Origin of the sequence: Halorubrum sp. CBA1229 (genome assembly GCF_003721435.2) — an archaeon.
Classification (GTDB): Archaea; Halobacteriota; Halobacteria; order Halobacteriales; family Haloferacaceae; genus Halorubrum.
Map to the genome: position 1 here is coordinate 719208 of NZ_CP054585.1, position 21097 is coordinate 740304.

Sequence of the window (21097 nt, forward strand, 5' to 3'; positions counted from 1 at the left end):
GACCGCAACTGTTTCGTCGCGCCCGCCGAACCGAGTCACATGCAGCGATCGCCACACACCGACCGGGACCGCTTCCGCGAGGTCGCCGCCGCGGCGCCCGCTGGGGCCCGCGTCCCGGTCGAGCGCCGTGTGGCCGTCGACGACCCCTTCGCCGCCTACCGCCGGGCCCGCGACGGCCCCGGCGGGTTCTGCTACGAGACCACCGGCGGACAGGCCGGCTGGGGCTACTTCGGCGTCGACCCGGTCGAGCGGCTGACCGCCTCGGACGAGGCGGTCGTCGCGGAGCGGGGCGGAGACGGGTCGGCCGACGGCTCGGACGCCGACGGCGAGAGCCCGACCGGCGACTACCGCCGACCGAGTCCGACGCTCGCGGCACTCCAAGGGCTCCTCGACGGGGAGATCCTCGTGCGGGGCGACTGCGAGGTCCCGTATCCCTGCGGCGCGTTCGGCTGGCTTTCCTACGACGTCGCCCGCGAGCTAGAGTCGTTTCCCGCGACCGCGCCGGCGGGGCCCGGCGCGGTCGACGACCGCGGGCTCCCACGGCTCCAGATCGGCGTCTTCGACCGGATCGCGGCGTGGAAGTGTCCGGTCGACGACGGCGGCGACGCCGAGGCCGCGGACGCGGCGCCGCCCGTCACCCTCCGCGTGACCGCTTGCCCCCGCGTCCCCGCGGGGCTCGACGACCCGACCGCCGACCGCGATGCCCTCGACGCGCTGTTCGACGAAGGGGCGAAGCGAGCCGGCGAGCTGATCGACCGGATCGAAACGGGCGACCCGGCGGTCGGGCCGGCGCCCGACCCCGAGGCGTCGACGGCGTCCTTCGAGAGCGACGTCGGCCGCGAGGGGTACGCCGAGGCGGTCCGGCGGGTGAAGGGGTACGTCCGCGACGGCGACACCTTCCAGGCGAACGTCTCGCAGCGCCTGCGGGCCCCGGCCGCGGTCCACCCGGTCGAGGCGTACGACGCGCTCCGGGGCGTGAACCCGGCGCCGTACTCCGGGCTGATCGAGTTCTCGCGAGGGGACGGCGGGGACGGCGGAGTCGGCGGGAGCGTGGGCGCCGGAGGCGGGGACGACGCGTCGAGCGCCCCCGCCGGCGTCGACCTCGTGAGCGCGAGCCCGGAGCTCCTGTTGGAGCGCGTCCCGACCGACGACCCCGACCGCGGCGCCCGCCTCGTGACCGAGCCCATCGCCGGGACGCGGCCGCGCGGGGCGACCGCGGAGGACGACGCGACGCTGGAGGCAGAGCTGACCGACGACGCCAAGGAGCGCGCCGAACACGCGATGCTCGTCGACTTAGAGCGCAACGACCTCGGGAAGGTCTCCCGGTTCGGCACGGTCGACGTCGCGGAGTACCGCCGCGTGGACCGGTACAGCGAGGTGATGCACCTCGTGAGCGTCGTCGAGGGTGAGGCGCGCCCGGACGTGGGGGTCGCCGACGCGGTCGCGGCGTGTTTCCCCGGCGGGACCATCACGGGCGCGCCGAAGCCGCGGACGATGGAGATCATCGACGAGTTGGAGGAGACGCGTCGCGGCCCGTACACCGGCTCGATGCTCGCCGCCGGCTTCGACGGCCGGGCGACCCTGAACATCGTCATCCGGACGCTGGTGCGCCGCGCCGCGGAGTACCACCTGCGCGTCGGCGCCGGGATCGTCCACGACTCCGAGCCCGACGCGGAGTACGAGGAGACGCTCGCGAAGGCCCGCGCGCTGGTGACGGCCATCGACGAGGCGCTCGCGGCCGGCGAGATGGCGGTGAACGGACACGAGAGCGCGAGCGACCCGGAGGGGGAGGCGAGCGATGACTGACTCGTCGTCTCCCTGCGACGACCCCGCCGACGCCGGCTGGCGACCGGGCGTCGGCGATTCGGACGCCCGGGTGCTCGTCGTCGACAACTACGACTCGTTCGCGTACAACCTCGTCCAGTACGTGGGGGAGGTCGCCGGCGCGGTCGCGGTCCGCCGCAACGACGCGGTCGACCTCGACGGGATCCGCGCGCTCGACCCCGACGGCGTCGTCGTCTCGCCGGGGCCGGGCACCCCGGCCGAGGCGGGCGTCTCGACGGCCGCCTTCGACCTCGCGATCCCCGTCCTCGGGGTGTGTCTCGGCCACCAGGCGTTGTGCGCGAACCGCGGGGGCCGGGTCGGCCACGCCCCGGAGGTCGTCCACGGGAAGCCGTCGACGATCGCCCACGACGGGTCGGGCGTGTTCGCCGGGCTCCCGGACCGGCTCCGAGTCGGGCGGTACCACTCGCTGTGCGTCGAGCGAGGCGACCTCCCGGACGATCTCGTCGAGACGGCCCGCACCGAGGACGAGCGGGAGGTCGTGATGGGCGTTCGGCACCGCGAGCGGCCGCATATCGGCGTGCAGTTCCACCCCGAGAGCATCCTCACGCCGCGGGGGAAGGCGATGGTGGCGAACTTCGTGGAGGTGTGCGAGACGCATGAGTGAGGAACTTCGATACCACGTCGACGGCGAGGTCGTGCCCGCCAGCGAGGCGACCGTCTCGGTCGAGGACCGCGGGTTCGCCTACGGCGACGCCGCCTTCGAGACGATGCGCGCGTACGGCGGCGACGTCTTCCGCTGGGAGGACCACGCGGCGCGGCTCGCCGACACCTGCGAGACGCTCGGGCTCGACCACGGGATCGCGGACGAGGCCCTGAAAGGCCGGATCGACGAGACGCTCGCCGCGAACGGCCTCGGGGACGCCTACGTGAAGCTCTCGGTCACCCGCGGGGTCCAGCCCGGCACGCTCGACCCGAAACCGGAGGTCGACCCGACCGTCGTCGTCATCGCCAAGCCGCTCCCGCGGGGCGGCGTCGACTCGGAGCCGGTCCACGACGGGCCGGCCGCGCTCCAGACGACGAAGACCCGAAAGCCGACCTCGCGGGCGCTCCCGGCCGACGCGAAGACGCACAACTACCTCAACGGGATCCTCGCCCGCCTCGAACTCAGGGTCACCGGCGCCGACGAGGCGCTCATGCTCGACGCCGACGGCAACGTGGCCGAGGGCGCGACCGCGAACGTCTTCTTCGCCGACGGGACCGCCCTCAAGACGCCCTCGCTCGACGGCCCGATCCTCCCGGGCGTCACCCGCCGGACCGTGATCGAGATCGCCGAGGAGGAGGGGATTCCGGTGGAGGAGGGCACGTACGCGCCGGACGCGGTCCGCGAAGCCGACGAGGTGTTCCTCACCAACTCGACGTGGGAGGTCCGGCCCGTCGAGACGGTCGACGGCCTCGCGGTCGACGGGGACGGCGACGGCGTCGAGGGGCCCCTGACGACCCTCATCTCCCGGCTGTTCGACCGGCGCGCGGAGGAGCGGTACTACGACGGCGAGCGGCTGTGAGTCGACGACATTCGTTTATAAATAAAGATGCGGTCGGCGCGCGCCTCCGAGCGCCCGACAGGGCGCGAGGAGCGCCGCGCGAGGGAGTCGCTGGCTCCCGAAGCGAAGCGGAGGGTGCCAGCGACGAGGCTGGGGAGGCGTGAGGCGCGGTTGCGGTCCCGCGAGCGAAGCGAGCGGGAGCACGGAAGTCGCAGCCCGCGCAGCGAAGCGAGCAGGAACGTCTTCCGGCGGCGCCGTGCGGGAGGGACTCAAAGGGGCAGCCGCGAGGTCGGCGCAGGCGACGCAAGCACCGCAGGGAGCGAACGGAGTGAGCGACTGAGGAGCGCAGCGAGCGTGCGGCGACCTCGCGGCTGGGGCTTTGGAGGCGTTCGCCGTCGATCCAGTATCAATCATTTATAAGCGATTGGTTGGAGCTTCGGGGGTGCTCTCTGTGGGTCACCGCTCGGCAACACCCGACGTTCGAGCCCGGTCCCAGCCGCTATCACAGCGTTCAAGCCCGGCGCAGGCCACGAAAATATATGAACGCGGACCGTCGGATCGCCGCCGTCGACGAGATTCCCGAGGACAGCACGCTGCTCGTGACGCTGCGGCCCGTCGACGCCGAGGCGGTCGACGAGGGCGATGGCGACGTGGGCGAGTCCGAGGACGGGGCGCCCGAGGCGGAAGCGATCCTCACCCGGGCGGCCGGCGAGGTGCGCGCGTTCCGCAACTACTGCCAGCACTGGACCGACGTGCGCCTCGACAAGGACGACGGGGCGTTCGTCCGCAACGGCGAGGTGTTCTGCCAGAAGCACGGCGCGACGTTCGAGGCCGACGGCGGCTACTGCAACTTCGGCCCCTGCGAGGGCGCCGTACTGGAGGGCGTCGACGTGACCGTCGACGGCGACGGCGTCTACCTCGCCGACGACGCCTACGAGTTCGTCCGGCTCGGCCACTCCAACCGCGACGGCGACAGCGGCGACTCGCGGATCGACTTCACCGGGAACTGAACCCGGAGACCAAAACGGCTCTTTGGGTAACGACGGCGCATTTATATAGGGCCGACGAACGCCGCGTATGACCGATTCGAACCCCTCCCGACGCCGGCTGCTCGCCGGCGGTCTCGTCGCGGCGGCGGGCGCGGTCGCCGGCTGTCTCGACGGATCCGTAACCGGCGGCCCCGCGGACGACGGCGACGGCGACGACCGCGTCCTGGCGCTCACGCTCGAGGACGCCGGAGAGACGCTCCGAGACACCGCCGTGGTCGATCCCGCGGAAGCGGGTCCGCGGTGGGACGCGGCGGCGTTCGCGGCCGCTCGCGACGGGGAGCGGTACACCACACAGTACCGGAAGCCGTTCCCGTCCGCGACCGACCACCCGACGTACGCCGTCCACGAGGGCACGTACTACCGGCCGGGGTCCGTCGTCGTCGACGAGGCGGAAGCGACTCGCCCCGTGCTCCGGCTGTTCGAGGTCGACGAGGCCGACAGCGGTGAGGAGACCGGCACCGGGAGCGAGAGCGACGCCGGTGACGGAACCGAGGCCGTCGAGCGGGAGGCGCTCCCCGGGGGCGACCGCCGCGCCGTCGAGATCGCGCACTTTTCGGCGCGGGCGCGGGGGAACCCGGGGGGCGTTCCGGTCGGCCTGGTGGAGCGCGGCGGCTACGTCTACCGCGACGAGGAGGCGGTCGACGCGAGCGACCTGCTCGCGGCGGACGGCCCGGACCGCGTCGCGTACCGCGGGACCGTCTACCGAGTCGAGGTCGCCCGCGAACGGTTCCACGAGCGCGTGTACCGCGCCGTCGCCGAGCCGGTGGCGGAGTCGCCGGAGCGGATGGAGGCGATCCTCCGAGCGCACACGGTCGGCGCGCGGCTCGGCGACGACGACCTCTCGGCCGACGCGCGAGAGGTTATCGAGGCCGCCAGATACGGCGGATACGAGGAGACGCACCCGTACTCGGACGGGTACGCGGAGGTGCTCCGAGCGTTTCACGAGCGGCCGTACCTCGACGGCAACGTTCGGAAGGACGCGGGGTGGTCCGAGTCCGGGTCGGAGCGGATCCGCTACGGGAACCGGTACTACGACTATCGGCTCCGATTCAAATCCCCCGACGGCGATGCCCCCTAACGAGAGTCATCGACTGCCCGGTGCGGCCAGGCGCGACTGCCCCCGTCAGAACCGCGTGCGGCCGCTCGCCCCGCCGGCGTCGTCGCGTCCGAGCGCCTTTTTTAAGAAGCTCATCCAGCGCTTGCGGTCGGCGGCCTTCTGGCGCTGTGCCTCCGTCTCCGGGTCCGGGGCGTCGAGCCCCTCCAGCGCCTCTAGCGCGCGGTCGATGCCGATGATCGACGCCGCGAGCTCCTCGCCGCGCTCGTAGCTCACCTCGTTCTCCTCGATGAGTTCGAGCCGCTCGAGCCGCTCCCGGCGGAGGTTCCGCTTCGCCCGCTCGACGCGGTCGCGCTCGCCGGGCGGGACCGAGTCGCGCCGCTTGATCTCGAAGACGAACGACCGGAGGTCGATCTCCTCCCCCTGGACCTCGATCTCCTCGGGGATGTCCGCGCCCACCGTCGCACCCTCGCGGCTCACCCGTTCTAAGAGCCCCTTCCGCTCGTACTCCTTCACGCCCGACACGTAGGGGGCGGTCGCACTTCGCTCCTTCGGCGCGGAGGGGAGTCGCACCCCGTGTCACCCTCCCGCGTCACGCCCCACGCACCCCGCGAAGGGACGAGGTTAACCCGACCGCGCCGCAAGCGACCCCCATGGAACCGCTCGAAGCCGAGCGCTCGCGGGCCCGCGGGCTCGCCGTCGCCGACCTCGCCGACGCCATCGAGGCGATGGGCTTCGAGTGCACGCGCTGCGGCGGCTGCTGTACCGGCTACGCGCCCGACGAACCCGGCGGCGCGCCGGACGGGGAGGGAGTCGGCGAGAGCGACGCCGGCGACGAGAGCGGCGGGGGCGACGAGAGCGACGCCGGATGTCACGGCGGCGACGCCGACCCCGCAGACCGCGAGCCCCACACGGCCACCGTCTTCCCGGACGAGGTCCGCGAGGTCGCCGCCGCGGCTGAGGAGCGCTACGGCGAGTCGTACGACTGGCGCGACGTGGCCCGCCCGATGCCGTTCGGGCTCTCCGAGGGCGACGACGGCGAGCCGGCCGGCGAGACGTTCGAGTGGGCGCTCGCGACCGACGACTGCGGCGACTGCACCTTCTACGAGGAGTCGGACGGGCAGGGGGCCTGCGCGGTCCACGACTCCCGACCGCTCATCTGTCGGACGTACCCGTTCAGCGTCGCCTTGGAGGGGACGAGCCAGCCGATGGGCGAGGCGGTCGACGAGTCGGGAATCGTCCGCGCCCACGAGTGCGAGGGGCTCGGCCGCGACATCTCCCGCGAGGACGCCGAGGCGCTCGCCGCGTCGCTCAAGGAGCGCGCGGTCCGCGAGCTGGAGGAGGCGATCGGCGTGCGCGACGGCTACGACCCGGCGGCCGGCGAGCGCGCCGACGGCGACGTCGTCGTCTTCGACTCGGAGGGGCCGAAGGAGGCCGACGGGACGCCGGTCGACGGGGCCTGAGCGCGGGGCCCGTCGCCGGGCGACCGCCTTCAGACGACGTCCAGCGCCGCGTCGACGTCGGCGGCGATCGCCTCGCGCGCCGCCTCGTCCGGGAGCGTGAGCGGTGGCCGGACCTTCGGATCCGGAATGAACCCACGGTGCGCCGCCGCGACCTTCGCGACGGGCGCGAACCCGTGGTCACCGCACCGGTCGAACAGCGGGGTGATCGCCCGGCGGTGGAGCGCCAACGCGCGGTCGTCGTCGCCCGCGCGGAGCGCCTCGCCGAGGGCGACGAAGACCTCCGGCAGCACCTGCGAGAGCGCGTGGATCCCGCCGTCGACGCCGAGCGACGCGCTCGGGTACAGCAAGGCGTCGACGCCCTGGAAGACGGTGAACTCGTCGGGGGTGCGGTCGACGGCGACGTCAACCGCCGAGATGTCGGCGCTGGTGTCCTTCAGCCCGACGATCGCCTCGCGCTCGGCCACGGCGGCGAGGACGTCCGGGTCGATGGGCTCGCCGACCGTCGACGGGATGTCGTAGAGGAAGAGGGGGAGGGGCGTCTCGTCGGCGACCGCGTCGAGGAAGGCCCGCTGTCCCGCCGGCGCCGTCGAGTTGTGGTAGTACGGGAGGGTGACCAGCCCCGCGTCCGCGCCGGCCTCGTCCGCGGCCCGGAGCCGGTCGAGGACGCCCGAGACGGTCGTGTCCGCGGCGCCCGCGATCACGGGGACTCGGCCGTCGGCCGCCTCGACCGTCGTCTCGACGACGGTCCGCCGCTCCGCGTCGGTGAGGCTGGCGAACTCCCCCGTGGTGCCGCAGGGGACCATCCCGTCGAGGCCGGCGTCGACGAGCGTCTCGACGTGGGCAGCGAGCGCCTCGGCGTCGACGTCGCCGTCGGCGTCGAAGGGGGTCACGATCGGGGGCGAGACGGCTCCGTACTGGAACTCGATATCGCGCATGGTCCCCGGTTCGGCGGGGGGCGAGAAAGGTCTTGGTCCCATGGCGTCGGTTGCCGGAAGCGGACGCGGCGGGACCGTTCCCGAGCACCGGGATCAGTCCGCGCCGACGGCCTCTCGTTCGGAGACCGCTCCGGAGCCGCCTCGGTACCGGTCGCGCACCCCGAGCGCGAGCGCACCGAGTCCGAGCAGGAGCACGACGAAGTCGACGAGACCGCCGATCCACGGAACGAGGGCGATCACGGCGACGCCGAGGACGCCGAGAAGGAGCGCGACCCACCGGTTCGGCCGGCCGACCCGCCCCAGGACCCACGACCCGAGGGCGTACCGACCGTACACGGAGGCGACCCAGATCGCGACGACGTACGCCGCGACCCCGACGAGCGCGAGCGGGATCCCGACGATCGTGACCGCCACGAGGACGAGGAGGATCGGAGTCCCGATCAGCGCGAGCAGCCCCACGCCGCCGCTGCGGAGCGCGTCGCCGCCGACGCGGTCGGCGACGTCGCGCGAGAAGCGGGGGAAGGCGAGCAGGAGCACGGCGCCCAGCGCGAGGTTGACGGCGACCCCGTACGCGGATCCGACCCACGACGGCGCGAGGTCGGAGCCGAACGCGACTCCGGTGTCGCCGCCGAGGCTGTCGTCCTCGACGACGCCGCCGGCGACGGTCGCGTCCGGGCTCTCGGAGAACGTCTCGGCGTCGTACCGGAACTCCCCGCCAACGTCCGCGTTCGGGCCGAGGACGACCGAGTCGGCGGCCGCGCGAACGTCCCCGCCGACCGCGCCGTCGACGGTTATCGAGCCCGCGCCGACGTCGAGCGAGCCGTCGATCCGACCGGCCTCGGTCAGCTCGAACGCGCCGGCGCCGGCCTCGACGCTCCCGCCGACCGCGCCGTCGACGACGATCGTCCCGGCGGCCGCACGCACGTCGCCGGCGACGCGACCGGTCTCGGCGATACGGATCGACCCGGCCGCGCCGGAGAGGTCGCCGTCGACGGTACCGCGGACGACGACCGTTCCGGCGACGCCCTCGATCCCGTCGACCGTCTCCCCTTCGTCAACGACGACCGTTCCGGAGGCGCCTTGGACCGACTGAGCCGTTGCGACCCCCGTCGCGAGCGGGAAGAGGAGCGCGGCGAACGCGAGGGCGAGGGCGATACGACGACGACGAACCGCGTCGGAGGGCGAGTCCATGGCGGAAGAACTATCTTTGAATGACATATAGCTATGTGGTGTTCGGTAGCGAGGGTCAGTCCCGAGCCGACGGCGGGCGAGCGCCGTTTCGAGCGTCGCGATCGGCGCGTCCGTCTCCGTGATCGGCGCGTCCGGCTCCGTGATCGGCGCGTCCGGCTCCGTGATCGGCGCGTCCGTCTCTGGAGTCGACGCTCCGTGACCCGTCGCCACGCCGGGCGGCCGCGTCCCGCCCCTCTCTCACGTGGACGCGCAGTCGCACCGGGTGCGTCGGTCGCGTGTTCGCGCTCGCCCGCAGCGACAGCTCCGTCGTCACCGGTTCGAACCGCAGTCGCCGGAGCAGCGTCGCGGTCGCGAGCCGGAGCTCCTGTCTCGCGAAGCGCATCCCGATACAGTGGCGTGGGCCGCCGCCGAACGGGAAGTAGGCGTACTCGGGGCGGTCGCCGACCGCCGGGCCGGCGCCCTCGTCGCCGCGAACGGTCTCAGTAGCGTCGGCCTCGTCGCTGTCACGCCCATCGCTGGCGGCCTCGCCGCCGCCGACCTCCCGGAGCCACCGCTCGGGGCGATACGTTTCGGGGTCGTCCCACCACCGCTCGTCGCGGTGGACCGCCCACGGCGAGAGCGTGAGCACGACGCCGGCCGGGACGCGGTAGCCGCCGAGGGTCACCGGCTCGGTCGGCTCTCTGAAGAAGGAGTGGACGGGCGGGTACAGCCGGAGCGCCTCGTCCACCGCCGCGGTCAGCGCCGGGCATTCCCGGACGTCCGCCGGCGTCGGGTCGGCGTCGAGCGCCGAGACCTCCGCGTGGACCCGCTCTTGGAACTCGGGGCGCCGGGCGAGACAGTAGAGCGTGTACGTCAGTCCGAGCGCGCTCGTCTCGTGGCCGGCGAACAGGAACGTCACCGCGTTGTCGACGAGCTGGTCGTCGTCGATCGCCCCGAGCTCCGCGGCCGCGACGAGCGTACCGAGGAGGTCGTCCGCGGCGCCCGGGTCCGCGGGCGGGCCGGCCGCGCGGCGCTCGGCGACGAGGTCGCGGACCGTCTCCCGGAGCGCTCCGAGCCGCCGCCGGTAGCGCCGGTTCGTCGGGAGCGGGAGCCACGCCGGGAGGAAGGAGGCGATCCGGCCCGTGTCGAACCGCTCCGTGACGCTCTCGGCGGCCACCCGGACGGTGTCGCGCTCGCGCTCGACGTCGCTCCCGAGCAGGCTCTCGGCGAGGACGGCGAACGCGTAGTCGGTCGCGGCGCCGTGGACGTCGACGACGTCGCCGTCGTCCCACGAGGCCGCCGTCCGGCGGGCGTGCTCGACCATCGCGTCCCCGTACGCGGCCACCCGTTCGCGGAAGAACGCCGACCGCATCGCCGTCCGCTGCTCGCGCCACGCCTCCCCCTCGGCGAGGAACAGCCCGTCACCGAGGAGGCCGCCGAGCCGCTCGCGGGGCATCTCTCCTTTCACGAACCGGTCGTGGTCCTCGACGAGGATCGACGCGATCGCGTCGGGATCGGTCACGAGGTAACTCTCCGTGCCGAACACGTTGTACCGGACGACGCCGCCGTGTTCGGCGGCCCGGCGTTCGTAGAACCCGAGCGCGTCGCGCGCGAGCTCGTGAACGTTTCCGAGGACCGGGAGCCCGCCGGGGTCGGGAGGCGCGACACCCGTTTCGGCGCCGTCGGTCGCGTCGGTACTGTCCGAGGCGTCGCCGGGAGAAGTCGCATCGGTACCGTCCGAGACGTCGCCGGCGGATCGTGTCGTCTCGCCCATACGGATCGATCGACGCGGCGAACCGCTGACGTTTCGCACGGATTCATCCGTGTATTTTTAAATGTCAAGCGGTCGGACGTCGTGATAACTACCATGCGATACGTTCGCGTGCAGTTCGCGTTTCCGCCGTCGGTCCGGCATCCGATGCACGGGTACCTCGACGAGGGGGACGGCTGGCGGACAGAGCTGTTGACGTGGCGGCGGCTCCCCGACGAGACGCTCGTCACGCTGTTCCGCGTCCTCGCACCCCGAGAGCCGTATCTCGACCGGCTCCGGGAGGTCGACTCCATCGATCGGTTCGAGACGGCCCCGGGCGACGGCGCCTTCTACCTCAAGGCGTACGAACGGCTCGGTGGACCGCTGGAGGCGTTCCTCGGCGCGTTCGTCGACACGGAGTTCCTCTCCGTGCCGCCGATCGTGTACCGGTCCGGGGGCCGACTGTCGTTCGGGCTGATCGGCCCGCCAGACCAACTGCGGGACGTCTTCGCCGCCGTGCCGGACCCGATCGACGTCGATATCGACCGGATCGGCTCGTACGGCGGCGGTCGGCGGCTGGCCGGCGTCGAGCTCACGGAGCGCCAGCGAGAGGCCCTCCGCGCCGCGCGCCGCGTCGGGTACTACGACGTGCCTCGGACGGGATCGGTGGCCGACGTCGCCGAGGCGCTCGGCTGTTCCTCGTCGACGGCGGGAGCGCACTTGCGCAAGGCCGAGGCGGCGCTGGTCGAGGCGCTACTCGACGGGTGAGTCCCCGGCTCCACGGGGCGCTCCGCGAGCGCCGTCCCGCCCGACGAGGAGGCGGCGGTACAACTATACTGGTCCGTCGCCACTTACCGGTGAACTCTACTATGGAGATCTCAGAGAAGCTCCTCTGTCTGTTCAGCACCGACGTTCGCGAGGAGGACGGCGAGTACGTCGTCGACGTCCCGGGCCGCGAGATCGAGACCGGATCGCTGGAGCCCGGCGAGACGTATCGGGTCGCGCTCATCTCCCGCTCGGCGGCCGAGGCCGACGACGAGGCCGGGGGCGACACCGACGTCTCCGCGTCCCGCGCCGACGACGGGCCCCAGCCACCGGTCGAGCCGGGCGAGATGCGATACGTCGAGATCGAGGACCTCGGCAAGCAGGGCGACGGGATCGCCCGCGTCGAGCGCGGCTACGTGATCATCGTCCCCGACACGGAGGTCGGCGAGCGCGTGAAGATCGAGATCACGGAGGTCAAGTCCAACTTCGCGGTCGGCGAGGTCGTCGAGGAGTCGGCGTGACGACGAGACGAAACGGCGGTTGACGACGCACGGCCCGTCGCGGATTCTCTCGCGTGTCGTCGTGGCTTCTTAGTGCGATCCGCGCGTAGCGGATCCCATGGAGTCGACGAGCGTCGCCGACGAGCGGATTCCCCCACGACCATGCCCCACATGAGCGTTCGACTGCCGGTCGCGAACGCCCCCGAGTCGGTCGGTGACCGCCGGGTCGGGCTCTCCGCGTCGGTGCTTTCCGACCTCGGCGTCGACCCCGGCGAGACCGTGAGCGTCCGGGGCGGCCGGACGACCGTCGCGGTCGCGGCGCGGGTCGACGGCGACCCCGGCGGGGCCTGCCTCCCCGAGCCGATCCGCCGGAATGCGGACGCCGAGCTCGGCGACTCGGTGACGGTCGAGCCCGCCGACGCCGTCCCGGCGTCGGCCGTCACCCTGCGGCTCGACGAGTCGATGGACCTCGCCCGCGCGGCGGCCGCCCTGCGGCGGCGCCTCGACGGGACCGCCGTCTCCGTCGACGACGCGGTGGAGGCGACCCTGCTCGGCGGCGCGCTGACGCTCACGTTCGTCGTCGAGGACGTGGCGCCGTCCTCGCCCGGGATCGTCGGGGAGGGGACCGAGATCGACGTCACGACCGACGAGGGGACCGGGGCGGTGGTGAGCGAGCCTGACCTCCCCGACGGCGACAGCGTCGTGCCCGCGGCGACGTTCCGCGAGCTCCGCGAGGCGGCCGCGACCCGGCTCGACGGCCGGGAGTCGTTCGCGGCGGCCGGCCGGCCGACGACGCTCGGGCTCCTCCTTCGGGGGCCGCGCGGGGCCGGCAAGACGACGCTCGTCGAGGCCGTCGCGGCCGCGGTCGACGCGACCCTCGTCACGGCCTCGGCCGCGCGGCTGCGCGGCGAGAGCGCCGGCGACCGCGAGCGGCGGCTCGACCGCGTCGTCGAGGCCGCGAGCGACGCCGACCGGGCGGTGGTCCTGCTCGACGACCTCGAGGTGCTCGGCGACGACGGCGCCGCCGCGACGCTCGGCGACCGGCTCCGCGAGACGCTCGACGAGCTGCGGGCCGCGGACGGGACCGTCGTCGTCGGGGTGACGACGGACGCCGAGCGCGTCCCCGAGGCGCTGCGGCGCGGCGGGCGGTTCGATCGCGAAGTCGAGCTCGCACCGCTGAGCGTTGAGGACCGGGAGGCGGCGTTAGAGAGCGTCGCGCGCGACGTCCCGCTCGCGATGGACGTCGACTTCGCGGAGACGGCGACCCGGATAAACGGATTCGTCCTCGCCGACATCGCCGTGCTCGTCGACGCCGCGTTGGAGCGGGCGGTGCGCCGCGAGGGCCGGACCGCGGTCCGGCAGGCCGACCTCGACCGAGCGATGGAGTCGATCGACCCCGGCGGGCTCCGGGACGTCGCCGTCGAGTTCCCGTCCGTCTCGTGGGACGAGGTCGGCGGGCTGGAGGCGGCGAAACGCGAGATCGTGCGGGCGGTGTACTGGCCCTTAGAGTACGCCGACCGCTTCGAGCGCGCCGGCATCGAGCCGCCCTCGGGCGTGCTGCTGTACGGTCCGCCCGGCACCGGGAAGACCCTGCTCGCGCGGGCCGCCGCCAGCCTCAGCGACGCGAACTTCATCTCGGTGAACGGTCCGGAGCTGTTGAACCGGTACGTCGGCGCGAGCGAGCGGGCGGTGCGGGACCTGTTCGCGACGGCGCGAGAGAACGCCCCCGCGGTCGTCTTCTTCGACGAGGTCGACGCCATCTCCCCGAAGCGGAGCGGCGACGACACGGGCGCCGGCGAGCGCGTCGTCTCCCAGCTGCTGACGGAGCTCGACGGGCTCGAACCCCTGACCGACGTGGTCGTCGTCGCGGCGACCAACCGCCCCGACTCGATCGACGAGGCGCTGTTGCGCCCGGGTCGGATCGAGAAGGCCGTCGAGACGCCGCTGCCGGACGAGGCGGCCCGGCGGGAGATCCTCGCGATCCACACGCGGAACACGCCGACGACCGCGGCGGTCGACCTCGACGCGTTGGCGGCGCGGACCGCGGGCTACAGCGGCGGCGACATCGCCGCCCTGGTGCGCGAGGCCGCGATGCTCGCCATCGAGGAGACGATCGTCGACGAGGGCGGCGGCGCCGACGGGCCGAGCGAGGCGATCGCGGTCGGCGTCGACCACTTCGAGCGCGCGCTCGCCGAGACCGCGCCCTCGGTGAAAGAGCGCGGGGAACGGCCACCCACGCCACAGGACTGAGGCGCCGCCATTAGGGGACGGCGCTCCGAGACCGGGCTACCCGCGCTCCTCGTGGAGGTTGAGCACGAAGTAGGCGATCCCGAGCGCCGTGACCAGCTCGACCGCGGAGACGATCCAGAAGGCGGTGTCGAAGCTGACCCCGCGGGACTGCACCGTCGGCAGCGCGAACAGCGCGGCGACGGCGAGGACGAAACAGACGGCGATCCCAACGACCGACGTGGTGTTCAGTACGGCGACAGTTTCGGTTGATTCGTCGGACATGGATAGTATGAGTGTGAAAAGTGGTACGGCGATTCGACAGTCGGTGCGAGGGGTCGGGGGTGCCTCAGTCGGCGGCCGACGCCTCGCCGGCCGACGGCTCCGGTGCCTCGGTGTCACCGATGATGGCGCGGCTGCGCAGGAGGATGAACCCGAACCCGACCTTCGCGGTCACGTCGAGCACCATGAACAGGAGGGTCTCGACGCCGAGGCCGACGACGCCGGCGCCCTCGGTACCGACAATCCACAGGATCGGGTAGGCGGTCCAGAGGACCAGCACCAGCGCGGTCAGCGTGTTGAACGTGCTCGCGACCTCGGGGCCGCGCTCCTTGGCCGCGCTACGGAGGCTCGTGGCGAGGAAGTACAGCACGACGATCATGCAGATCGTGCTGAACAGCCACCAGGAGTACCGCGCGAGCGGCGTGTGCGAGAGCGCGCCGATGAGGCCGGTGACGATCATCAGCGCGTCGACGCCGATCAGCGTGCCGATGCTGACCCGGTCGACCTTCGCGAGCAGCGCGAGGTCGAGCAGGAGCAGCGGCGTGGTGAACAGCCAGTCGGCGTACCGGGCGTAGTAGATGTCGAGCACTTCGCCCGCGACTTCGACTTCGGTCAGGCCGATGCCGAAGAACATCGACAGGTACGCGGCCGACGCGATGCCCGGCACGAGGATCGTGATCGCGTAGTACTCACGGGCCTCCTTGTCCGTGACCCCCCAACCTTTCACGATGAAGTAGAAGGTCCCGATGAGCATGAATAACGTCCCGATACCTAGCCACAGCGTTTCGGGCCGACCGTCCCCGAGGACGTCGAACCCTGCCTGCAGTACTGTCGGATCCATACGCAACTACACGTACCGTCTATGGAACAATCAACTTCGACACAGCATAGTTAGGTATCCGCTACCGGCCTGTCGAGGCGGGTTTTTCTATCAGTCTTAAATATGCGAAACGAATTGCGGTTCGACGGGTTCTGTGGCCGTCGGCGTGCCGAGCGACGGCGGTTTCGATCCGGTATCGGCCGCCGTTGACTGAACGGACCTTACTGGTGACCCAAAACGACACTACTCTGGCGACCGTACTGCCCGTATGGCGAACGAGGAGACCGAGACGGAGACCGAAACGACCGACGAGGCCGAAGCGACGACGGAGCGAGAGACGGAGGCGGAGGCGACGGCCCTCGATATGGAGGCGCTCGACACGTACGAGGACCGCGTCGAGGAGCTCTCGTCGGCGCTGGAGGAGCGAGAAGAGACGATCGAGGAGCTCGAGTCCGTGGTCGAGGCCCAGTCCGAACAGATCGAGAAGCTGGAGAACCGGTTCTTGGATCTGTCCGCGCGCGTCGCGGACGGGCGCAACCTCGGTGTCTGCCCGGAGTGTAACGGGCCGACGGAGAAGAAAGAGCGGCTGTTCCGAAGCGACACGATCGAGTGCCTGCGGTGCGGTGAGATCATCCACACGTACTGATTCGCGCACGTTAGCGCGCGACGATTCCGAAACCGGCGAGTGGCATCGCCGGATGGACGGGAGACGCAGCCGCGGAACGGTGCGGTCGACGAGGAACGCGGTCGATGAGGAACGCGGTCGACGAGGGAGTCGTCAGTCGTCGGCGACGCGGGCGTCCCAGTAGGAGACGGAGGCCACGTAGTCGCCCGGGACCGTGTTCCCGACGAGCTCGTCGAGGACGCGGAAGGGGTTCGCAACGGGGCCGGGGAGCTCGCGGTAGAAGCCGTACGGCAGCACGAAGTCGTGCTCCTCGCCGGCGAGCGTGAGGTCCGCCGCGCGGAGCATGTCGACGACCTGCCGCTCGGAGTAAAGTCGGGACCCCATCGGGAGCAGCCAGGTGTACAGCGTCCGGAGGCTGCGGCTGTTGAACGTGTCGAAGAACACCTGGTCGGCGCTGACGCGGCGCAGCTCGCGGGCGAACGGCACCGGGTCGTCCATCAGGTGGAAAAAGCGCATCGCGACCACCGTGTCGAAGTGGTCGTCCGGGAACGGGAGCCGGGAGGCGTCGCCGCGCACGAACTCGACGGTGTCGGACAGCCCCGCCTCGGCCGCCTTCTCGCGGCCCTGTTCGAGCATCTCCCGAGAGATGTCGAGCCCGACGATATCGGCGCCCTGATCCGCCAGCATGGTCGTGAACCGGCCGGTGCCGCAGGCGACCTCCAGCACGCGGTGGCCCTCCTCCATCGGTCCGAGCGCCGAGAGGACCGCCTCCTTCTCGCGCCGATCGATGAGCTCCCCGCCGCCCGAGAACCGGACGTCCTCGTACTCTTCCGCGACCTCGTCGGCCTGGTACCAGTCCTGTCCCTTCACGTTGTCCGTACTGCACGCCCGACCGACAAAACCGTACTGGATGCGGTCGGGGACAACGCCGGGACGGGTGGCGTCCCTACCCGCTCGTCGAAACCGTCTCGGTCGAGATCCTGACGATGACCCGCGGCCCGGACTCCTCGCCGTGGTGCGGGTACTCGTCGACGTCGAAGTACCGCCGCGCGAGCTCGTCGATGTGTTCGTTCGCGCCCTCCTCGGTCAGTTCCGCCTCGCCGCGGACCGAGACGTAGCGGTAGGGGTCGTCCGGGTCGAGCACGCTGACGCCGACCTTCGGATTCCGCCGAATGTTCCGCTCCTTTCGCCGCCCGCGAGCCGTGTTAACGAGGACGTACTCGCGGTCCTCGTGGTCGACCCACACCGGCGTGACGTGCGGGGTACCGTCGGGCGTCACGGTCGCGAGGTGAGCGAACGATTCGCGCTCGAAGACGTCGACGTGGGACTCGGGGATCACGCCGACTCGTATGGACGGGACGGGCGTAAACCCACACGATCGATCGAGATAATTATACGCCGAGACGTGATATTAACACATTATATTATCCCAATCGGATTCCCCAATATGTAGCTAACCTTTACCAATAGGCAGAGGGTTCGAAGGTAGTATGAGTACCAGTCCAGCGGAGACCGCCGACCAGGACCGCCTCTCAGAGAGCGAGTACCGCGATCGCTTACGCGAACTTCCCCCCAGCGCCAAGCTCGTCGCGAAGGTACTGGAGGGCGACTCGCCCCTCTCGCAGGGCGGGCTCGCCGATGAGTCGCTCCTGCCCGACCGGACCGTCCGCTACGCGCTCAACCGCTTAGAGGAGGAGGGGCTCGTCGACTCCCGCTACAGCTTCAAGGACGCGCGCAAGCAGGTGTACTACCTGACTATTTAAACGGACGCCTGACAGCTTAAACAGAACAGTCGTCGACGCCGCACGGAGTCCTTTTTAATCCCTCGCCCCGATACTCGGGTGTATGGAGCTCTCGGTCGTCGTGCCGACCCTCAACGGGCGAGACCGACTGGCCGCCTGCCTCGACGCGCTGGCGGCGCACGCCCCCGAGGCGGAGGTGGTCGTCGCCAACGGCCCCTCCGCGGACGGGACGACCGGGATGGTTCGCGACCGCGACGACGTCGACGTGCTCGTGGAGATCTCCGACCGCACGGTCAACGTCGCCCGCAACGCCGGCATCGAGGTCGCGACCGGCGACGCGGTCGCGCTGGTCGACTACGACAACCGGATCGGCGAGGGCTGGCTCGACGCCGTCCGGGCCGGGCTCGCCGACGCCGACGCGGTGACGGGCCCGGTGACGCCGATCGAGCCGTCCCGCGGGACGGAGGCGGCCCCGGACGGGTCGGCCGCGGTGAACTCCGACGCCGACGAGAGCGACGACGCCGACGCGGACGACACCTCGGCGGGCCCCGAACGCCGGACGATCAGGGGCCGCGACGTGACCTACTTCGCGGGCGGAAACGTCGCTTTCCGGCGGGAGACGCTCCGGGACCTCGACGGCTTCGACGAGTACCTCCGGACCGGCGGCGCGCGCGACGCGGCCCACCGGCTCGCGCGGATGGACCGCGAGGTCGCGTGGCGCGACGACCTCGCGGTGACCAAGGAACTGCCGAGCCCGACCGCCGCCGACGGCGGACGCAGCGCCCGCGAGTGGGGCTGGAAGTACCGGGCGCTCGCGTACCGCCTTTTAAAAAACTACGGCGTCCGGCCGGAGCTGGTGGCGCGGATCGGCTCGCACGCCGCGACGGACGCGGTCGGGGCGGCCGCCGACGTGGTCCGCGGCGAGTCGACGCCCTCGCGGTGGGCCGCGACCGGTCGCGACGTGCTCGTCGGCCTCGCCGGCGGGGGGTCGGACGGGCTCGTCGCCCGCGGCCGCGACCGGAGCCCGGCGCGGAACCCGAACGGGCTCTCGGAGCGCGCCGACCGCGCCGTCGCGAAGTACGACCGACGCGAGCGGGAGGAGTGACCCCGCGCCTTTTAACCTCCGCCGTCGTCTACGGTCGGTAACGAATGGGACTCACGAAGCGGATCATCCCCTGTATCGACGTCGACCTCGACGACGACGGGGACGCGGCGGTGTACACGGGCGTCAACTTCGAGAACCTGGAGTACACCGGCGACCCGGTCGAGCTGGCGAAAAAGTACAACGCCGCGGGCGCCGACGAGTTCGTCTTCCTCGACATCACCGCGAGCGCGGAGGGACGCGAGACGATGCTCGACGTGGTGAACGCGGTCGCCGACGAGTGTTTCATCCCGCTCACCGTCGGCGGCGGCATCCGCACGAAGGCGGACATCAAGGAGACGCTCCGCGCGGGGGCGGACAAGGTGTCGATCACGACCGGCGCCCTGGAGCGTCCCGAGCTCATCGAGGAGGGCGCCGCGGCGTTCGGCAGCCAGTGTATCGTCATCTCCGTCGACGCGCGCCGGCGGCACGACGACGCGGGCGAGCACTTCTACGAGGACGACGACGGCAAGACGGTGTGGTTCGAGTGCACCAAGAAGGGCGGCCGCGAGGGCACCGGCATCGACGCCGTCTCGTGGGCGAAGGAGGCCGAGGAGCGCGGCGCCGGCGAGCTGTTCGTCAACTCCATCGACATGGACGGGACGAAGGACGGCTACGACATCCCGCTGATGAAAGCGGTGTGCGACGCCGTCTCGACCCCCGTCATCGCCTCCTCCGGCTGCGGGAGCCCCGAGGACATGTACGAGGTGTTCACCGAGGCGAACGCCGACGCGGGGCTCGCCGCCTCCATCTTCCACTTCGGCGACTACTCCATCGAGGAGACGAAGAAGTACCTCGACGAGCGCGGCGTTCCCGTCCGATTGTAGGCGAACGGACGCCGATCCTACTCGGATATGAAATAATGTGCGTTCACAACTGCCGTAGTTTCCAATAGTAGCGATCGAAACCAACAATTATTATATGATGGCGGTCGAATCGTGACGTATGTCCACGTCATCGACGCGTGTCCGTGCCGAGCGCCCGGAGCTCGTCTGCAAACGGACCGACGACGGCTCGGGAGACGGGGAGGTGACGTTCTTCGAGCGGGAGCGGGACCCCGACGAGCGGACGACGCGGTGGATCACGGTCCGCGAGGCGGACTGCGTGCCGCGCGACGAGTGGCGGTAGGGGACCCGGAGCGGTGCAGGCGGCCCCTTTTTACGACTCCGTGAGTCCGGGGCGGGAGTACGGGAAACGAAACGCGGGTATCGCGGACGGCCGCCAGCGACGCGGTTCCTGAGCCGGCCACGCGGTGGCTGAAGGGACGAGCGGTCACCACCGATTTATTACCCCCCGTCGGCAACCCCTCACCCTGCGTCGGATCCACAGATGACACGGGCCCTCGTCGCGCGGTTCTCGAACCTGCTCCTCGTGCTCGGGGCCGTCGCCGTCGGCGTTCTCGTTCCGGGGCCGTCGCCGTATCTCGATCCGCTGATCACGCCGCTCGTCGTGTTCCTCGTGTTCACGTCGCTCCGAGGGGCCCGGTTCGCGGCGATCGACTACTCGTCGTACGCCGCGGTGGTCGCCCTCTCGCTCTGTCTCTCGTACGTCGTGTTGCCGCTCGGGGGGATACGCCTCGTCGAGTTCGCGTTCGCGGACGCGGCCGGAACCGGGGCCGTCCTCGGGTTCGCGATCGCGCTCTCGGTGCCGACGACCGCGGGAAGCGCGATAATCTGGACGCGGCTCGCGCGCGGCGACGTGCAACTGGCGACGGTCAGTTCGATCGCGTCGCTGCTCCTCGCGCCCGCGGCGACGCCCCTCGTGCTCACGCGGCTCGTCGGCTCGCGGATCGCCGTCCCCACCGCGTCGATCCTCACGGATCTGGCCGTGATCGTGGGCGGCGGAGCCCTGCTCACGGCCGCCGTTCCGACCGACGCGCTGTCGACCGACGCGGTCGAACGGGGGTCGACGCTCGCGATACTCCTCCTGATCTACACGGCCGTCGCCGGCGCGGGCGTCGTCGGGATCGACGCCGCGACGCTGCTCGCCGTCGTCGGCGTCGCGGGCTGCCTCTTCGGCGTCGGCGCGGCGCTCAGCGCGTGCTGTCAGCGCGCGTTCGGAATCGAACGAGACCGGGCGTTCGCCCTGTTTTTCACCACGAATCTGAAAAATCTCGGAATCGCGCTGCTCGTCTCGCTCCCGTTCGCCGACCCGCTGGTCACCGTCTCGATAATCGTCTACTACGTCGTCCAGCAGACCGGGGGCGCCGCGCTCGCGGACGCGACGTGAGGGAGACAGACCCCTCCCGG

The 21097-nt window shown here is 71.4% G+C and carries 23 protein-coding genes; 15 read left to right on the forward strand and 8 right to left on the reverse strand.

The window, feature by feature from the left end; translation table 11 throughout:
- Nucleotides 1-39: 39 nt before the first annotated feature.
- The 5 genes from Hrr1229_RS03585 (at nucleotide 40) to Hrr1229_RS03605 (ending at nucleotide 5453) form a co-directional block, all read left to right on the forward strand.
- A complete protein-coding gene (locus Hrr1229_RS03585; RefSeq protein WP_123114156.1) occupies nucleotides 40-1806 on the forward strand; it encodes an anthranilate synthase component I family protein in 1767 nt (588 codons plus the stop codon).
- Complete coding sequence (locus Hrr1229_RS03590) at nucleotides 1799-2449, forward strand: aminodeoxychorismate/anthranilate synthase component II (protein WP_123114155.1); 651 nt, start codon at nucleotides 1799-1801, stop codon at nucleotides 2447-2449. The genes Hrr1229_RS03585 and Hrr1229_RS03590 overlap by 8 nt, the downstream gene beginning before the upstream one ends.
- Nucleotides 2442-3347: an aminotransferase class IV gene (locus tag Hrr1229_RS03595; protein WP_123114154.1), complete on the forward strand. Its 906-nt coding sequence runs from the start codon at nucleotides 2442-2444 to the stop codon at nucleotides 3345-3347. The genes Hrr1229_RS03590 and Hrr1229_RS03595 overlap by 8 nt, the downstream gene beginning before the upstream one ends.
- 518 nt (nucleotides 3348-3865) lie before the next feature.
- Nucleotides 3866-4336, forward strand: a complete 471-nt coding sequence (locus Hrr1229_RS03600; RefSeq protein ID WP_123114153.1) for a Rieske (2Fe-2S) protein — start codon at nucleotides 3866-3868, stop codon at nucleotides 4334-4336.
- 67 nt (nucleotides 4337-4403) lie between these two features.
- Nucleotides 4404-5453 (forward strand): hypothetical protein, encoded by a 1050-nt coding sequence (locus tag Hrr1229_RS03605; RefSeq protein WP_123114152.1) that lies wholly within the window; start codon nucleotides 4404-4406, stop codon nucleotides 5451-5453.
- A gap of 45 nt (nucleotides 5454-5498) precedes the next feature.
- Here Hrr1229_RS03605 and Hrr1229_RS03610 read toward each other — a convergent pair whose 3' ends face one another.
- Nucleotides 5499-5945 (reverse strand): DUF5788 family protein, encoded by a 447-nt coding sequence (locus tag Hrr1229_RS03610; RefSeq protein ID WP_123114931.1) that lies wholly within the window; start codon nucleotides 5943-5945, stop codon nucleotides 5499-5501.
- Nucleotides 5946-6082: 137 nt separating this feature from the next.
- On the opposite strand from Hrr1229_RS03610, the gene Hrr1229_RS03615 reads away from it, so the two are divergent.
- Complete coding sequence (locus Hrr1229_RS03615; RefSeq protein ID WP_123114151.1) at nucleotides 6083-6892, forward strand: YkgJ family cysteine cluster protein; 810 nt, start codon at nucleotides 6083-6085, stop codon at nucleotides 6890-6892.
- A gap of 29 nt (nucleotides 6893-6921) precedes the next feature.
- On the opposite strand, the gene Hrr1229_RS03620 is transcribed toward Hrr1229_RS03615, so the two are convergent.
- The 3 genes from Hrr1229_RS03620 to Hrr1229_RS03630 form a co-directional block, all read right to left on the reverse strand.
- The gene (locus tag Hrr1229_RS03620) at nucleotides 6922-7827 is read right to left on the reverse strand and encodes a dihydrodipicolinate synthase family protein (protein ID WP_123114150.1); all 906 of its coding nucleotides are present in this window, start codon (nucleotides 7825-7827) and stop codon (nucleotides 6922-6924) included.
- A gap of 93 nt (nucleotides 7828-7920) precedes the next feature.
- Nucleotides 7921-9018 carry a polymer-forming cytoskeletal protein gene (locus Hrr1229_RS03625; RefSeq protein ID WP_123114149.1) on the reverse strand — a complete coding sequence of 366 codons (1098 nt, stop codon included), beginning with the start codon at nucleotides 9016-9018 and terminating at the stop codon, nucleotides 7921-7923.
- A gap of 55 nt (nucleotides 9019-9073) precedes the next feature.
- Nucleotides 9074-10771 carry a cytochrome P450 gene (locus Hrr1229_RS03630; RefSeq protein ID WP_176329346.1) on the reverse strand — a complete coding sequence of 566 codons (1698 nt, stop codon included), beginning with the start codon at nucleotides 10769-10771 and terminating at the stop codon, nucleotides 9074-9076.
- A 93-nt stretch (nucleotides 10772-10864) separates the two neighbouring features.
- Here Hrr1229_RS03630 and Hrr1229_RS03635 point away from each other — a divergent pair, with 93 nt between their 5' ends.
- The 3 genes from Hrr1229_RS03635 (at nucleotide 10865) to Hrr1229_RS03645 (ending at nucleotide 14262) form a co-directional block, all read left to right on the forward strand.
- Nucleotides 10865-11515, forward strand: a complete 651-nt coding sequence (locus Hrr1229_RS03635; RefSeq protein ID WP_123114148.1) for a helix-turn-helix domain-containing protein — start codon at nucleotides 10865-10867, stop codon at nucleotides 11513-11515.
- A 101-nt stretch (nucleotides 11516-11616) separates the two neighbouring features.
- On the forward strand, nucleotides 11617-12033 hold the full coding sequence (locus Hrr1229_RS03640; RefSeq protein ID WP_123114147.1) for a TRAM domain-containing protein: 417 nt from the start codon (nucleotides 11617-11619) through the stop codon (nucleotides 12031-12033).
- A gap of 150 nt (nucleotides 12034-12183) precedes the next feature.
- Complete coding sequence (locus Hrr1229_RS03645) at nucleotides 12184-14262, forward strand: AAA family ATPase (protein ID WP_123114146.1); 2079 nt, start codon at nucleotides 12184-12186, stop codon at nucleotides 14260-14262.
- Nucleotides 14263-14298: 36 nt separating this feature from the next.
- Here Hrr1229_RS03645 and Hrr1229_RS03650 read toward each other — a convergent pair whose 3' ends face one another.
- Together Hrr1229_RS03650 and Hrr1229_RS03655 are read right to left on the reverse strand one after the other, a co-directional pair.
- Nucleotides 14299-14523 (reverse strand): hypothetical protein, encoded by a 225-nt coding sequence (locus tag Hrr1229_RS03650; protein WP_123114145.1) that lies wholly within the window; start codon nucleotides 14521-14523, stop codon nucleotides 14299-14301.
- A 64-nt stretch (nucleotides 14524-14587) separates the two neighbouring features.
- Nucleotides 14588-15274, reverse strand: a complete 687-nt coding sequence (locus Hrr1229_RS03655; RefSeq protein ID WP_255212579.1) for a bacteriorhodopsin — start codon at nucleotides 15272-15274, stop codon at nucleotides 14588-14590.
- Nucleotides 15275-15608: 334 nt separating this feature from the next.
- Between Hrr1229_RS03655 and Hrr1229_RS03660 the strand changes: the two genes are divergently transcribed.
- Nucleotides 15609-15986 (forward strand): hypothetical protein, encoded by a 378-nt coding sequence (locus Hrr1229_RS03660; protein ID WP_123114143.1) that lies wholly within the window; start codon nucleotides 15609-15611, stop codon nucleotides 15984-15986.
- A gap of 132 nt (nucleotides 15987-16118) precedes the next feature.
- On the opposite strand, the gene Hrr1229_RS03665 is transcribed toward Hrr1229_RS03660, so the two are convergent.
- Together Hrr1229_RS03665 and Hrr1229_RS03670 are read right to left on the reverse strand one after the other, a co-directional pair.
- Nucleotides 16119-16835 carry a class I SAM-dependent methyltransferase gene (locus Hrr1229_RS03665; protein ID WP_123114142.1) on the reverse strand — a complete coding sequence of 239 codons (717 nt, stop codon included), beginning with the start codon at nucleotides 16833-16835 and terminating at the stop codon, nucleotides 16119-16121.
- A 76-nt stretch (nucleotides 16836-16911) separates the two neighbouring features.
- Complete coding sequence (locus Hrr1229_RS03670) at nucleotides 16912-17304, reverse strand: PPOX class F420-dependent oxidoreductase (protein WP_123114141.1); 393 nt, start codon at nucleotides 17302-17304, stop codon at nucleotides 16912-16914.
- 151 nt (nucleotides 17305-17455) lie between these two features.
- Between Hrr1229_RS03670 and Hrr1229_RS03675 the strand changes: the two genes are divergently transcribed.
- The 5 genes from Hrr1229_RS03675 (at nucleotide 17456) to Hrr1229_RS03695 (ending at nucleotide 21077) form a co-directional block, all read left to right on the forward strand.
- A complete protein-coding gene (locus tag Hrr1229_RS03675; RefSeq protein WP_123114140.1) occupies nucleotides 17456-17728 on the forward strand; it encodes a winged helix-turn-helix transcriptional regulator in 273 nt (90 codons plus the stop codon).
- Between the two features lie 82 nt (nucleotides 17729-17810).
- Nucleotides 17811-18812 carry a glycosyltransferase gene (locus Hrr1229_RS03680; RefSeq protein ID WP_123114139.1) on the forward strand — a complete coding sequence of 334 codons (1002 nt, stop codon included), beginning with the start codon at nucleotides 17811-17813 and terminating at the stop codon, nucleotides 18810-18812.
- A gap of 44 nt (nucleotides 18813-18856) precedes the next feature.
- Nucleotides 18857-19675: an imidazole glycerol phosphate synthase subunit HisF gene (hisF, locus tag Hrr1229_RS03685; protein ID WP_123114138.1), complete on the forward strand. Its 819-nt coding sequence runs from the start codon at nucleotides 18857-18859 to the stop codon at nucleotides 19673-19675.
- Between the two features lie 118 nt (nucleotides 19676-19793).
- The gene (locus Hrr1229_RS03690; protein ID WP_123114137.1) at nucleotides 19794-19976 is read left to right on the forward strand and encodes a hypothetical protein; all 183 of its coding nucleotides are present in this window, start codon (nucleotides 19794-19796) and stop codon (nucleotides 19974-19976) included.
- Nucleotides 19977-20177: 201 nt separating this feature from the next.
- Nucleotides 20178-21077, forward strand: coding sequence for a bile acid:sodium symporter (locus Hrr1229_RS03695; RefSeq protein WP_176329348.1), 900 nt, complete (start codon nucleotides 20178-20180; stop codon nucleotides 21075-21077).
- Nucleotides 21078-21097 lie beyond the last annotated feature (20 nt).

Coding starts and splice junctions, on each gene's coding strand:
- Hrr1229_RS03585 (WP_123114156.1), top strand. CDS start 40: ATGCAGCGATCGCCACACACCGACCGGGACCGCTTCCGCGAGGTCGCC.
- Hrr1229_RS03590 (WP_123114155.1), top strand. CDS start 1,799: ATGACTGACTCGTCGTCTCCCTGCGACGACCCCGCCGACGCCGGCTGG.
- Hrr1229_RS03595 (WP_123114154.1), top strand. CDS start 2,442: ATGAGTGAGGAACTTCGATACCACGTCGACGGCGAGGTCGTGCCCGCC.
- Hrr1229_RS03600 (WP_123114153.1), top strand. CDS start 3,866: ATGAACGCGGACCGTCGGATCGCCGCCGTCGACGAGATTCCCGAGGAC.
- Hrr1229_RS03605 (WP_123114152.1), top strand. CDS start 4,404: ATGACCGATTCGAACCCCTCCCGACGCCGGCTGCTCGCCGGCGGTCTC.
- Hrr1229_RS03615 (WP_123114151.1), top strand. CDS start 6,083: ATGGAACCGCTCGAAGCCGAGCGCTCGCGGGCCCGCGGGCTCGCCGTC.
- Hrr1229_RS03620 (WP_123114150.1), bottom strand. CDS start 7,827: ATGCGCGATATCGAGTTCCAGTACGGAGCCGTCTCGCCCCCGATCGTG.
- Hrr1229_RS03625 (WP_123114149.1), bottom strand. CDS start 9,018: ATGGACTCGCCCTCCGACGCGGTTCGTCGTCGTCGTATCGCCCTCGCC.
- Hrr1229_RS03630 (WP_176329346.1), bottom strand. CDS start 10,771: ATGGGCGAGACGACACGATCCGCCGGCGACGTCTCGGACGGTACCGAT.
- Hrr1229_RS03635 (WP_123114148.1), top strand. CDS start 10,865: ATGCGATACGTTCGCGTGCAGTTCGCGTTTCCGCCGTCGGTCCGGCAT.
- Hrr1229_RS03640 (WP_123114147.1), top strand. CDS start 11,617: ATGGAGATCTCAGAGAAGCTCCTCTGTCTGTTCAGCACCGACGTTCGC.
- Hrr1229_RS03645 (WP_123114146.1), top strand. CDS start 12,184: ATGAGCGTTCGACTGCCGGTCGCGAACGCCCCCGAGTCGGTCGGTGAC.
- Hrr1229_RS03650 (WP_123114145.1), bottom strand. CDS start 14,523: ATGTCCGACGAATCAACCGAAACTGTCGCCGTACTGAACACCACGTCG.
- Hrr1229_RS03655 (WP_255212579.1), bottom strand. CDS start 15,274: ATGCTCATCGGGACCTTCTACTTCATCGTGAAAGGTTGGGGGGTCACG.
- Hrr1229_RS03660 (WP_123114143.1), top strand. CDS start 15,609: ATGGCGAACGAGGAGACCGAGACGGAGACCGAAACGACCGACGAGGCC.
- Hrr1229_RS03675 (WP_123114140.1), top strand. CDS start 17,456: ATGAGTACCAGTCCAGCGGAGACCGCCGACCAGGACCGCCTCTCAGAG.
- Hrr1229_RS03680 (WP_123114139.1), top strand. CDS start 17,811: ATGGAGCTCTCGGTCGTCGTGCCGACCCTCAACGGGCGAGACCGACTG.
- hisF (WP_123114138.1), top strand. CDS start 18,857: ATGGGACTCACGAAGCGGATCATCCCCTGTATCGACGTCGACCTCGAC.
- Hrr1229_RS03690 (WP_123114137.1), top strand. CDS start 19,794: ATGTCCACGTCATCGACGCGTGTCCGTGCCGAGCGCCCGGAGCTCGTC.
- Hrr1229_RS03695 (WP_176329348.1), top strand. CDS start 20,178: ATGACACGGGCCCTCGTCGCGCGGTTCTCGAACCTGCTCCTCGTGCTC.